This window comes from Tenacibaculum sp. ZH5_bin.1 (genome assembly GCF_042865525.1).
GTDB classification, from domain to species: domain Bacteria; phylum Bacteroidota; class Bacteroidia; order Flavobacteriales; family Flavobacteriaceae; genus Polaribacter; species Polaribacter mesophilus.
In genome coordinates this window covers 1,523,971-1,538,032 of sequence record NZ_JBEGIO010000001.1, presented here as the reverse complement: position 1 = coordinate 1,538,032, position 14,062 = coordinate 1,523,971, and the positions used below count along the sequence as shown (strand labels likewise).

Annotated in this window: 11 protein-coding genes; 2 read left to right on the top strand and 9 right to left on the bottom strand. The window is 31.1% G+C overall.

The annotated features are described in order from the left end of the window. The first annotated feature begins 3 nt into the window (after positions 1-3). Complete coding sequence (locus ABHQ57_RS07105; RefSeq protein ID WP_047789332.1) at positions 4-1,365, top strand: HlyD family secretion protein; 1,362 nt, start codon at positions 4-6, stop codon at positions 1,363-1,365. Positions 1,366-1,431: 66 nt separating this feature from the next. Beyond that, complete coding sequence (locus ABHQ57_RS07100) at positions 1,432-2,829, top strand: TolC family protein (RefSeq protein WP_167713485.1); 1,398 nt, start codon at positions 1,432-1,434, stop codon at positions 2,827-2,829. Here the strand turns inward: ABHQ57_RS07100 and ABHQ57_RS07095 are convergent. From ABHQ57_RS07095 to ABHQ57_RS07055, 9 genes are all read right to left on the bottom strand, one after another. After that, the gene (locus ABHQ57_RS07095) at positions 2,824-3,927 is read right to left on the bottom strand and encodes a hypothetical protein (protein ID WP_047789334.1); all 1,104 of its coding nucleotides are present in this window, start codon (positions 3,925-3,927) and stop codon (positions 2,824-2,826) included. The two genes, ABHQ57_RS07100 and ABHQ57_RS07095, sit on opposite strands and share 6 nt — an antisense overlap. After that, positions 3,928-5,013: an amidohydrolase family protein gene (locus ABHQ57_RS07090; protein WP_047789335.1), complete on the bottom strand. Its 1,086-nt coding sequence runs from the start codon at positions 5,011-5,013 to the stop codon at positions 3,928-3,930. 20 nt (positions 5,014-5,033) lie between these two features. Further along, the gene (locus ABHQ57_RS07085) at positions 5,034-5,561 is read right to left on the bottom strand and encodes a 3-hydroxyanthranilate 3,4-dioxygenase (protein WP_047789336.1); all 528 of its coding nucleotides are present in this window, start codon (positions 5,559-5,561) and stop codon (positions 5,034-5,036) included. Between the two features lie 97 nt (positions 5,562-5,658). Further along, entirely contained in the window at positions 5,659-6,435 is a 777-nt protein-coding gene (locus ABHQ57_RS07080) for an SDR family oxidoreductase (RefSeq protein WP_167713484.1), read from the bottom strand. A gap of 2 nt (positions 6,436-6,437) precedes the next feature. After that, positions 6,438-6,656 carry a DUF6500 family protein gene (locus ABHQ57_RS07075; RefSeq protein WP_167713483.1) on the bottom strand — a complete coding sequence of 73 codons (219 nt, stop codon included), beginning with the start codon at positions 6,654-6,656 and terminating at the stop codon, positions 6,438-6,440. Further along, on the bottom strand, positions 6,649-8,091 hold the full coding sequence (locus tag ABHQ57_RS07070; RefSeq protein WP_389862993.1) for an aldehyde dehydrogenase: 1,443 nt from the start codon (positions 8,089-8,091) through the stop codon (positions 6,649-6,651). Before ABHQ57_RS07070 ends, ABHQ57_RS07075 begins: the two co-directional genes overlap by 8 nt. Before the next feature lie 52 nt (positions 8,092-8,143). Beyond that, on the bottom strand, positions 8,144-8,557 hold the full coding sequence (locus tag ABHQ57_RS07065) for a RidA family protein (protein WP_047789340.1): 414 nt from the start codon (positions 8,555-8,557) through the stop codon (positions 8,144-8,146). 64 nt (positions 8,558-8,621) lie between these two features. Then, complete coding sequence (locus ABHQ57_RS07060) at positions 8,622-9,140, bottom strand: DUF1697 domain-containing protein (RefSeq protein ID WP_389862989.1); 519 nt, start codon at positions 9,138-9,140, stop codon at positions 8,622-8,624. A gap of 1 nt (position 9,141) precedes the next feature. Further along, the gene (locus ABHQ57_RS07055; protein ID WP_389862986.1) at positions 9,142-13,980 is read right to left on the bottom strand and encodes a DNA repair ATPase; all 4,839 of its coding nucleotides are present in this window, start codon (positions 13,978-13,980) and stop codon (positions 9,142-9,144) included. Between the last annotated feature and the right edge of the window lie 82 nt (positions 13,981-14,062).

The following is a 14,062-nucleotide window of genomic DNA, read 5'->3' as shown; positions in this document are numbered from 1 at the left end:
ATCATGTTAAACATATCAAAAAATACAGTTTCGGACCAAATAGATATTACGAAATTCAAATCTGGAAAAGAAATTTTTAACAAAGAGTATCATAAGTTATTTAAAAGCTTTTTATTAGTTTTTTCTGTAATTTTAATAATTATTTTATTTCTACCCTGGACACAAAATGTATCTAGCGAAGGGCTTGTTACTACGTTAAAACCTAACCAAAGACCACAAACATTACAATCTCAAATACCTGGGCGTATAGAAGAATGGTTTGTACAAGAAGGTGATTTTGTTAAAAAAGGAGATACTATTTTAAGAATTTCTGAGATAAAAAGTGGTTATTTTGATACTAAGCTTGCCGAAAGAACTGGTAAACAGTTAAACTCTAAAACACTTTCTGCTAAAGCATATAACAATAAGATTAGTGCCTTGCAAAATCAGATTATAGCTATTAAAAGAGAACGTAAATTAAAACTAGAGCAAGCAAAAAACAAATTAAAACAAGCCTACTTAAAAGCTAAAAGTGATAGTATTGATTTTGAAGCTATTAAAATTAAGCAAAAAATAGCTCAAACTCAATTTGATAGAACTGTTACCTTAGAAAAAGAAGGTTTAAAAGCTGTAAAGGATGTTGAAGAAAAAAGAGCAAAACTTCAAGAGTTATCCGCTAAATTAATTTCTCAAGAAAACAAATTCTTTACTTCTAAAAACAATATTATTAATGCACAATTAGCTATTAGTAGTACACAAGCTTCTTATGCTGATAAATTATCTAAAACAGAAAGCAGCTTGTATAGTGCACAATCTGGTGCTTATGAAGCTGATGTTCAAGTTTCAAAACTTGAAACTAGCTTAGCTAATTACAACAAGCGAAGCTCTTTATTATTTATTACTGCTCCACAAGACGGTTACATTAATAAAGCTATAAAATCTGGTATTGGTGAAACGTTTAAAGAAGGTGAAAAATTAGTAAACATTATGCCTGCAAATTACGATTTAGCTGTTGAAATGTATATACAACCTATAGATTTACCTCTAATTCATATTGGTGAAGAGGTACGTGTTGAGTTTGATGGTTGGCCCGCAATGGTTTTTAGTGGCTGGCCTAATGTATCATACGGAACTTATGGTGCTAAAATTGTAGCTATTGAAAACTTTATTAGTAGCAATGGAAAATACCGTGTTCTAATTGTTCCTAATGAAAAAGAAGAACCTTGGCCGAAAGCCATTAGAGTAGGTTCAGGTGCAAAAACTATTGCTTTATTAGAAAATGTACCTATTTGGTTTGAGTTATGGAGACAAATTAATAGCTTTCCTCCCAACTTTTATCAACCAGATAACAAAGGAGGTGATAAAAAAGCTAAAAAAGAGGAATAATAAACTTCTTAGTAGATTAAAGCAAGTTAAAACATCACTCTAACTAATAATTAAAAAGACAACTAAATGAAAAGGCTATACATCCTTTTTTTGTTACTAAGCTTTATAGCTACAGCACAGGATAATTTAAGTACTCAACTTAGTTTAGAAGAGTATTTAGGTTATGTAAAGAAACACCATCCCGTTATTAAACAAGCGGAACTTATTACAAGTACTAATGAGGCTAAATTATTAAAAGCTAGAGGTGGTTTTGACCCTAAAATAGAAGTAGATTACGACAGAAAAGAGTTTAAAGGTAAAGACTATTACAAAAAGTTAAACTCAACCTTTAAAATTCCGACTTGGTATGGAATAGAGCTAAAAGGTAGTTATGAGAATAATTCTGGTCAATATTTAAACCCTGAACACAATACTCCAGAAAAAGGACTATATAATGTTGGTGTATCGGTTTCTTTAGCAAAAAACTTATTCATTAATAAAAGAATAGCTACTTTAAAACAAGCTAAACTCTACACACAGCAAGGTAAACTAGAACAACAGTTACTCGTTAACGATATTTTATTTGAAGCCATCAACACCTATTTAAACTGGTTACAGTACTACCAAAGTTATAATATTTATAAAGATTATTATGCCAATGCTGATATCAGACTAAAGAACATAAAAAAAAGTTTTACAGCAGGCGATAAACCAGCTATTGATACTTTAGAAGCTAACATCAATTTAAAAAACAGAAAGTTAGACCTAGAAAAAGCAAATATTAAATACATTAAATCTAAGTTAGAGCTTTCTAATTATTTATGGATAGGCAATAATATTCCTATGGAAATAAAAGAGGAAATAATTCCTGATAGTAGCACTTTTTCTAATATTGATATTATTCTAAATACTTCTGTAACCACCTTATTTGATAATGAGTTTGAAAACCATCCTAAGTTAAAGTTACTAGAGTTAAAGAAAAGAAACCTAGAAATAGATAAACAATTAAAAATAAACAACTTATTACCTAAAATAGATTTTCAGTATAACTTCCTTGCTTCAAAAGTGGATAATTTTGATGCTTTTAGCACCGCTAATTATAAAAATTCTCTTCAAGTTAGCATTCCTCTATTCTTACGTAAATCTAGAGGAGATTTAAAACTTGCTAAGCTAAAACTACAAGATATCGACTTTGAAATTGCATCAACTAAAGTTTCTTTACAAAACAAAATAACGGCTACCAAGCAAGAAATTACATCATACAAAAAGCAAAATGATATTTTAAAAAACCTTGTGAAAGACTATCATACAATTGTAAAGAGTGAAGAACGTAAATTTTCTTTAGGAGAAAGCTCTATTTTTTTAATTAACTATAGAGAAGTAAAATTAATAGAAAGTAAATTGAAAGAAATTAAAAACCAGTACGAATACGCTAAAACTAAAGGAAAACTCATAAAGCTATTAGGAGAGCTAAATAATTTATAATTGTTGTTTGTACTCTTCTAACAATGCTTCATCAATAATTATATGCTCAGGAAGAATTCGCAAACGATATTTACTTTCACCTACAAACGTAATTAGATCTTTACGATCTAATTTTTCTTCTTCTAGGTTTAAAATTGAATTTATATTATCTATAATTCGTGTAACGTAGGTTTGACTTTTTATATCACCTCCTGAATTAACTATAATTGATTGTTTTTCCGCCTCTAAAAACTTTCTTCTATAAGCAAATGTTAGTAGGTTTTTATACTGTGTTGTTTTTGAGCCAAAATCTACTTTAGCATTGACTATTCCTTTAGATGGAATGGTAAGCTTTATCAGTGACCAGTCTAAAAACTGAATTTTCATTTCATTAGGTTTTGGTGTATGAGCCAGTTGTATTACCCAACTTGTTGCCAATACTAAAAAAACCGATACTAACGATGTTTTTGCTACAACCCTAATTAATTGATTTGCAAATTCATTATCAAAACCAATAAAAATGTCCGACAATTGGGAAACGAACAACAAAAAGATTACTATAACTGATATAAAAGCTACCAACTTTAAGTCTCGATGCATAAAAGTCTTGTAAAAAGAAACTCCCATTAAAAAACATAAAAAAGTTGTTAGTAAAACATCTGGAAGTGCTGCTATTTTTATTCCGTAATAAAAATCATTACCATATAAAAAAGAAAATGATAAAGTTATGGAAGCCACAATAACAATTATAATCGCTATAATTTTTACATTCTTTTCATTTCTATAAATAAATTGGGGGGCATCGTGCACATAATATAATGCCATTAACCAAAATAAGTTATTTATTGTAGACAGAATGTTTATTCCTACTTGATGAATTGTTGTTTTTTCAAAAGTAAAATAACTTGCAGAAAGTGCCCAAATACCAGAAACCACCCAAACCAACATTCCAAAGCTAAAATACAACAAGCCTTTATCAACTCTTTTAATTGAATTTCCTTCTTCTAAAACTTCTTTAAATCGCTTTGTAATATTATAGTAGATTGCTAATAATAACACAGCTCCAATAAAAGAAATACACGTATGTAATAGGTTATGAAACTGTGTTACTTCAGCCATTTATTGTAAAATTTTAGATACTAAATCTTTTTTCGCTTTTTTATCATCTCCAAACAACCACTGTAATACATTATCTTCCCACATTTCGTCTTTCTCTTGCTCATTAATAATCTTTCTATCAATAGCTAAATCTAAAATTTTCCCTGGATATGATGATTGAATTTCACTCTCCATCTCTCCTAGTGGATACGGATCATCTAGCCCTATTAATACTTGTTTAGATCCTTGATTTTTAATCAACAAATCCAAAGAACCAGTATCATGAACCAATGTATCAAAGAAGATGTTTTTATGTCCTACAGCTTTACGAGGGTGTTGTTTTCCTTCAAACAAATCAGGTCTTCCATCAAATCCTTGAATACGACGCCCTAAATTCATTTGTGCTAACTGACCTCCATGCGCAAAACAAACTCTCATATTAGGATATTTTTCATAATATCCATTTAACGTTAAAAAGTGATAGGCATCTGCGCATTGTGCCAACATCCAAATTAAGTGAAAGCGCCAACTTGTATTTTGTAGTTTGATGAATTTCTCCCCGTCATACGGATGAATTTCAACTGCTAAATTATACTTATCTGCTAATTCAAAAATAGGTTCATTTTCCTCGTCAAAAATACAACGCCATGTACCAATAGTGTCCATATAGTGTGTTGGCAAACACAACAAACGCATCCCTAACACCTCAACACACCGCTCTATTTCCCATAAAGCTCCACGAACAAACCCCGGATGCACCACAAAACCACAAGTAAACTTCCCCGGATTATCATGTTGAACACGTGCATTAAAATCGTTTTGAAAACGTAACGCTTGCTTCATTTCTTCTAAACGAAGTCCATTACCATATAATTGAGATAGGTTCAAAACGACTGCATGATCAATTTTAAAATGTTCCATCCATGCTAGTTTTTCATCTAAAAAGAAACTAGAATCCGTCACGGGACGACTCCAGTCTTTTTGTAACATGAATTTTCTATCCTTATCTACCCAAAAAATCCCTTTGTCTTTCATAAACTGCGGAATTTGCTCTGGATAAGGCAATAAATGCGAATGTCCGTTTATTCTTAATTTGCGTTTTTTCATTTTAGTTTCTATTGCAAAATTTATGCTTTGTTTGGTGCTTCCATCACAGTACCACATTTATCACAAGTACATTTCTCTTTGTCAGAATAGTACTTATCAAAAATTATTGGCATATCAGTTTCAATATTATCTAAAGCAAATTCTTCTCGGTATAATTGATGTCCACAATTTTCACAATACCATTCCAAGGCATCCATCATTCCTTCATCACGTGGGTATTCAATAACTAAACCTACTGTATTCGCTTTACGTTGTGGTGAGTGTGGCACCTTCCCTGGTAACAAATAAATATCTCCTTCATTAATTTCAACATCAATCATTTCCCCTTTGTCGTCAATGATTTTTAGCACCATATCTCCTTCTAATTGATAGAAAAACTCTGGTGTTTCATTGTAGTGATAATCTTTACGATTGTTAGGTCCTCCAACAACCATTACGATATACTCCCCATTATCCCAAACTTGTTTATTTCCAACTGGTGGTTTTAATAAATGACGATTTTCATCAATCCACTTTTTAAAATTTAAAGGTTGTACTAACTTGCTCATTTTATTTAGATTTTTAGACTTTTAAACACAAGAGTTAAGATTGTTTTAAAGATACTTAAATAGTCTTATTTCAAAAAGTCTTTATTTTTGATCTCTTTTATAAAGATTTTGTTCTTCCTCCATCAACAGGGACATTAATTCCGTTAATAAAGCTTGCTCTTTCACTTGCTAAAAACACAATAGCATTAGCTACTTCTTCAGGTTTTGCAAAACGTTTTGCTGGTGATGCATTTTTCATCATTTCTGCTACCTCTTCTATCGATTTACCTGTTTTAGCGGCTTTATTATTGATAATTTCTGTCAAACGTTCCGTCGCTGTAGCTCCTGGTAATACATTATTCACTGTAATTCCGAATTGACCTAATTCATTCGCTAAGGTTTTACTCCAATTAGCAACCGCACCACGAATAGTATTCGAAACTCCTAAACCATCTAGAGGTTGTTTTACTGAAGTAGAAATTACATTTATAATTCTACCATAATTTTGTTCTTTCATAAACGGTACTAAAGCTTGTACCAATACATGGTTACATTTTAAGTGCATGGTAAAAGCACGCTCAAACTCTTCTAGGGTAGCATCAAACACTGGACCTCCTGCTGGACCTCCTGTATTATTCACCAAAATATGAAACTGTAAATTTGTTGCCTCTAACTTCTCTTTTAAGTCTGCAGGATTGGTAAAATCAGCAACTAAATACCCATGATTTTGGTTATTGTTTGGTAATTCTGTCAACACAGCTTTCAGCTTTTCTTCACTACGAGCCACTAAGGTCACATTTACTCCTTCTTGGGCTAATTGTATTGCTGCTGCTTTTCCTATTCCTTGTGTACTACCACATACCAAGGCATTTTTATGTTGTATCTCTAAATTCATCTCTATTCGTTATTCTGAATCATTTGTTTAATCTTAACTGCTTTCTCAAAATGATCTAATTGATGCGTTTGAATCCACCAAGTAGCCACTTCCATCAGTACTTTCGGATCATCATTTTTATTTTTGAAAAATGCATAGAACGAAAGCCCTACATTTTCTCCTTTTTTAACAATCTTCTCTTCACAAACAGCAATTATTTTTTCCTTTATTTCTTTATTCATATTTTATACATACATTTTTGGGTTCTGTAAAAAAGCGTAATGCTTCAAAACCTCCTTCACGCCCTACTCCACTCGCTTTTTGACCTCCAAAAGGTGTTCTTAAATCACGTAATAACCAAGTATTCACCCAAACAATTCCTGTGTGTAATTCTTTAGACATACGCATGGTTCTTGTCAAATTGTTTGTCCATAGTGTTGATGACAATCCATACACCACGTCATTAGCTAACTGTAAAGCTTCTTCTTCTGTTTTAAAAGACATTAAAGTAACTACAGGCCCAAAAATCTCTTCTTGATTTAACCTACACTTGTTACTTGAAACTTCAATAATCGTCGGTTGTAAATAGTAACCTTTCTCACAATTCTTAACAGTGACTCTGTCACCTCCGTATAAAATCTTCCCTCCTTCTTGTTCCGCAATATCTATGTATGATTTTACCTTTTCTAGATGTGGTTTCGATACCAAGGCTCCAATATTTGTATCTTCATCAAAAGGATTTCCTATTTTTAATTGCGATACTTTTTGAACAAAATCTTTTTTGAATTGCTCGTAAATACTTTCCTCTACAAAAATTCTACTTCCGCACAAACAAACCTGACCTTGATTTGCAAATGAAGAGCGAACTGTAGTCACTAACATATTCTCATAATCGCAATCTGCGAAAATGATGTTTGGATTTTTACCTCCTAACTCTAATGATAATTTCTTAAACATTGGCGCTGCTGTACGAGCTATGTGTGCTCCTGTAGCTGTTCCTCCTGTAAATGAAATCGCTTTAATATCTGGATGTTCAATAATGGCTTGTCCTGTGGTGGTTCCTAATCCGTGAACTATGTTTAATACTCCTTTAGGTAAACCTGCTTCATTACAAATCTCCCCTAACAAATAGGCTGTCATAGGTGTAACTTCACTCGGTTTTGCTACAACACAATTTCCTGCAGCTATTGCTGGAGCTATTTTCCACGTAAATAGGTAAAGTGGCAAATTCCATGGAGAAATACATGCAACTACACCAATCGGTTGACGTAACGTAAAGTTCATCGCTCCTAAACCTACACTTTCGTGAGCTTCGGATGAAAATTGCGTAATTGCATCTGCAAAATATTGAAAATTAGATGAAGCTCTCGGAATATCAATCACTGTAGCTAAACTTAATGGTTTTCCATTATCCTTTGCCTCAGCTTTTGCTAGTTCAGGAAGTTTTTCTTGAATCAAACTCGCTATTTTAGAAAGAATTCTTCTACGTTCATTCAACGTCGTATTCGACCAAGACGGAAAAGCTTCCTTAGCTGCTTTATATGCTAATGCTACATCTTCCTTCGTTGAATTAGGAATTTGCCCGTAAACCTCTCCAATTGATGGATTATAATTATCGATATAATTATTAGCTACTGGCGCTACCAGTTCTCCATTTATGTAGTTTTTAATGTTCATTTCATTCACAGATTAAAGAAAAAAGACTTCTTTCGTCTTGGTTCTCGGTTCTTTATTCTTGTTTCTTATACGCCACCACTTTAATTTCAATCAATAAATGAGGATGTGGTAATTGATGTACAGCTACCGTTGTTCTAGTTGGTCCGTTATAATCAAAATATTCAGCATATACTTCATTATAGCCTCCAAAATCATTCATATTCACCAAAAATGAAGTTACATCTACAATATCTGATAAGTCTGCTCCTACTTCTTGTAAAATATCTCGAATGTTTTCAATTACCGCTCGGGTTTGCTTTTTAATATCTAAGTTGGTCGTTCCAAATTTATCTACGGCAACACCTTCAAAAGAATTATCAGGTCTACGTGAACTGGTTCCAGATACATAAATAAAATCTCCTACTTGTTTTACATGCGGAAACTTTCCTCTTGGTATTGCTTTTCCTTTGATTACTTTACTATCCATGTTTTATATTTTTTAATTTCAAATGCATTTTTCATGAGATTTCTCCCTTTGATAGAAATGACATTTACGAACTGGCTAACTCTATTAATTTATTCGTGGTTTTAAAGTTACGAGTAGTTGCTGAAACTTTTAACTTTCTTTCTAAAAAATTATTCGTCAATTTTGTTTTCCCATACCCTCCAGCTGCATTTACATAAACCACATCTTTTAAGATTGTGTATTCATCTTCTTTCGCATCTACTTCTACCTCTTTTATTGTAGTTTCATCGAATAAGAAAGTAAAATATATTTGTTTTTCGTTTAAATTACTATAAGGGTTGTTTTGAAGAATCTCTTTTATTTCTTTTACTTCTTTTGCTAGAACAAGAACATCATAATCATATTTTTCTTTAATTTTTGTATGAATATTCTTTTCTACCTCTTTTGAGTCTTCTCTAGTTTTTAACACAATATTGCCACTTTGGATATAGGTCTTTATAGTATTATATCCCAGTTCTTCTAACAGTGTTTTTAATTCTTGCATCGGAATTTTATTTTTCCCTGAAACATTAATCCCTCTTAACAAAATAATTATTGTGTTCATTTTATCCTTGCAATCCTTTTCTTAAAACCTCTTTAATACCTTCTAAATTATCTGAAAATGACATCATTTGGTTTAATATTTGAGCCATTTCATTTTTATTCCCCAAACCTTTTAGCTTATTATTCTTAACAAAAATTTCTTTTATATCATTCCATCGGTTTGCTTCGTTTTCTGATATATCTCCTATTAATTCTTTATACTTCAATAAATTTGCTTCAGCAGAAGATGTTAATGTTTGAGATTCACTTTCATAATGAGACAATACCAGTCTTTTTAACTCATTATCATTCATTATTGGTACTACTTTAGCTACTAACTTATTCATGTCTCGATATGAACCTTGTAACTTAAAAGAGGGTTCTGTTCTATATTCATCTTCCTTTGCAGCCGACTCAATATATGCTTTATTTACTTTTAAGATGGTATTCCTTATAGTTATTACTTTTTCTAATACCGAAATATAATCTTGAATCTCTTGCTTTGTATGATTTCCTTTCAACTCCCCTTCTTCAGTATTATTTTCAACTCTATTTATCAAAGCATAAACATCTTCAAAATATTTACTACTTAACTGGTGTAGTATAGGATTTGATGTTAATGAGTTTTCTATTAAACTAAGTTTAAATAAATGATCTGTATCTCCTATAATATCTCCTAAGTTATATATATCAGCTCGGTTAGCCAACATATCAGGTATTTGAAACTTATCTCCACTTTCAGTATATGGATTTCCAGCCATAATTACACAAAACTTCTTTCCTCTTAAATCATATGTTTTTGGCTTTCCGTTATATACTCCTTCTATTTTTCTTGTTCCATCTGAAAGAGAAATGAATTTTTGTAAAAACTCAGGATTACAATGCTGAATATCATCTAAATACAACATTACGTTATCTCCCATTTCAAAAGCTAAATTTAACTTTTTGAGTTCTTCTCTAGAAGCTGAATTTGTTGCTGCTTCCGGGTCGACTGAGGTTACCTCATGACCAATGGCAGGTCCATTAATTTTCATAAAGATTAATCCTAACCTATTGGCTAGGTACTCCATCAAAGTAGTTTTTCCATAACCTGGGGGTGATATTAAAAGTAACATCCCCATTCTGTCTGTACGTTTATTATCTCCAACCGTTCCTAACTGCTTAGATAAGTTATCTCCTATCAAGGGAAAGTAAACTTCATCTATTAGCTTATTTCGAACAAAGGAAGATAATACTCTTGGCTTAAATTCATTTAACTTTAATGTCTCTTTTAAATTTTCTACCAATAGGTGTTTCGCCTCTTTGTATGCTAAAAAATTAGGTACGTCTTCTTTTGAAAAAAACTCTAATCTTTCAATGAAACTATGATAATTAAATTCAAAACTTCCTTCAATAATAGTATCGTGTTCTCCTCTTAACTCTTTAATGGTTTCTTCAGGGTTTGCATGTAAAACAGCATTAGGCTCATGGTGAAATAATAATAACGAAATTACTTCATCTGTGTAATTTTCATTTCCATCAATAGATGTTATAAATGAGCTTACCCATTGTTTAATCAGCTGGATTTTTGCACTATAATTTGTAGTCTTTTCAAGATTACTTTTAAACACATGTAATGCATCTTGTTTTGTTAGATACTTTATAAAGTCTTCTTTTATTCCCAACGCAATAGCGCTTATTATAAATGAATTAGTGCTTTTTAATTGGTTAAATAGGTAACTAGCTATTGTTTTTCCTACCTCTTTAGAAAACAATAAAGTTTCTTCTGAAAAAGTAGTTATTTCTTTTTGTAACTTATTTATTAAAAAATCGTATTCTTTACTTTCAGGAAAGAATCGTAGGACATCTCCTGATGCTTTTATTGAAAAATTATAATAATCTTGATGCTCTTTAGGCAAAGAGTTCCAAAAATATTGAGCGTATGCTCTAGTGTTTGAAGCGTATGTTAATAAACCTAATTCGTGATGTTTATGGACTAGTGTATACAATATTTTAAAAGCATCAACATCGTGTACACCTTTTACATATCCTTCTGCAAACAAGCTTCCACTTTCATTTTGAACTAACGCTAATAAACCTTGTTCGTTTAGCTTTAATAATTCATCTGTTGAATACGAAGTAAATAATTTATACGCCAAATAAGAAGATCTATACACTAAATCGTTCTCAGAAACTAGTTCTTGATTCCAATATTTTTCAGATTTAAGTAAAATTTCATTTTCAACTTCTTGATAGAAATTGGTTCCTGTTAAATGATAATGTAACGTTTGATCTTTGTAAACTATTGATAGGTCCAACGGTTGTTTATTAACTCCAAACTTGTGTTTTCCTAAGCGAATTATATTCTCACCATCTTCATATAACTCTTGTTTATCTTTTAATTTTCTTAATGCATCTTCTTTAGCTACTTTAAGTTGTGTTTCTATAGCTTCAGCTTTACCAACTGACTCTAAATCTTTTAATTGATTAACAATATCTCTAACTTTGTTAATCATTAAATCAGCAGCAAAATATCCGTTAATATCTTCAACTGAGGGGTAACTTTGTGCCTTTTTTGCTATACTTTTTAAAATTCTTTCAGAAGCAGCGCTTAATGCTTCTATTTTCTTATTTCTTTTTTCGAGTATTGTACTCTTTCGGGCATCAAAAGCATTATGAACTTCTTCTCTCTTCTCTATAATTAAGGAAATAAATTCTTCAAAATCGGCAAACTTACCTTCAATTTCCTCTAACTGAATTGCTATTTTTGTGAGGAACTCATCACATTTTTCTGGCGTAGTAGCCATATCAATGTAATTAATAATACTTTGATCTATAAGTTTTAATTGAGCAGAAAAATCTGCCTTAGCTTCTTTACTTCCTAAAGTTTTAATTGTATTTTTAATTCCTGCTTTTAATTGATTTAATGTAGCAAAGATTAAAGAGATATTATCAATAATTCTAGTCGATTGAGAAGTATCTTCTATTTCTAAATTTGTTACAATTTCAATTAAAAGTTCTAAATCTGTTGTTATTTGATCTACTTCTTTTTCAAGTTTTTTAGCTTCTACTACCTTTTTTATAGATGTTAAATCATCTTGCCTTTCTTGAACGCGTTTATGGTAGGGTTTTAGAGCTTGATCATTCAACAAAAATTCTACACATCTTTTTGATATTATTGTGTTTTGTTCTTCAATTGAGTTTTCAATTTCTTCTAATATGTCAATTGCTATATAACGAACATCTTTCAAGCTTATGACCTGCCCTCTTAATACTCGTAGTTGATTTAATAAGTCAACAAAATCTTCTATGGTCTTAAAAGAAGTACTTTTGATCTTACTTAAAAGTTCATTAGATTTTTCTTGAATAATCTTGCCTTCTTTAGCTGCTTGTTGCTTTAATTGAGTTACCTTTTCAAATTCATCAATAGCAGCATTTGCTGCATCGTTAATTTCTGCAACAGGTACACTTAACTGTTCTGTTTCGGGCTCATTTATCCAGTAATAACTACTATTAATATCATTAGATTTCTTAGCTATATCACTATATAAACCAGCATAACTATCTTCTTTATTTAAAAGTGTTATTAATTCATGGCACTCTGCCATTGCTTTTACAATATCTTTATTACCAATCTTATAAAGTAAGGTATCTTCATGTAATGATGGAATACTGTCTGTTTTTACATAAGGTGTTTGCCAAATTTGAACAACATGGTGTTTTGTTTGCTCATTTTCAGTTTTGAAGTAACACAATTCTCCATTCTCTAAAATTGTAAAACCATTGCAAACAATAGGTGTTTTTACCTCTTGCTCAATAATGTTATAAGACATTAATATATATAGCCCTCTTATTGTAGCATAAAACACATATAAAAAGTCTTCTCCGTTGGGAGAAACTATTTTCTCTTGGAACTTAACGTCTTTAGCGTTATTTTCAAAAAGTTTATACTGCCCTGTTTGTAAATAATATCCATCAGGAAAAATAAGACCTTGATCGTCTGGTAATAATACAGCACAGTCTTTAACACTATTTACTTTTTGAACTTCTTGTAACTTATGATTATAAATAAAATAACGAGCTTCTTCCTGAAATGGTTTTATCTCTAATAAAATAAGGTTTCCTAAATCGGCATAACGAAACTGACCATCATCTAATGTTTGATCAACATGTTCTACTGGCTCTTCAAGAATTCCTTTTCCTTCATCAGTGTTATCTTCTATCTTAATAGTTAAATCACCTCCGATAGTTTCGACAAAAACTTTATCTAAAATAGAAATATGAGAGTAAGTACCATAACGATGCATATCTCGGGTTACTTCTTGCCAATTAAATTCATGTTGCTTTGGAAACCTGTATTCATGCTCACTTCTATTATCAACATATACTAATTCATTTTCCTTTATTAACCACTTAAAAGTTTTCACATCGGTTTTACTCTCACTTAACTGGAAAACCATGTGAAGGTAATTATCTATAATTGCAAATTTTGCAAAAATAGTATTTCGATAATACTTGTATAGGTTAGTAAAGTCAGTTATGAAAGTTTCATTATGAAGAAAATCTAATGATTTTGGCTGAAAACGATTGTCTTTAAACTCATAAGCGCTGAAAACATCCGATAACTTAATATCTGTTCTTAGTCCAAAATGAACATTATATCCAAAGATTGAAGTGTTTCCTAGAGATACAATATCTCTAGCTATACAGTTGTTTTCTGTGTTAATTCTATCATTTGCTATAAGCTTTGTTTCAATTGTACCAAACACATGCTTTCTAGCATCATTTAATCTTTGTAACCTATTTAGTAGCTCTTTTTTTTGTTTTTGAAGACGGCTCTGAATAATCTCATAAGTTCCGCCATCAAGTTGTTGATTATCCATATAAAATTACGAGTTAAAATTAATTTTAAAACACTTATTAAAAGAAATCCCGAGTGTTGAAAAATCAATACCCGGGCAAGTG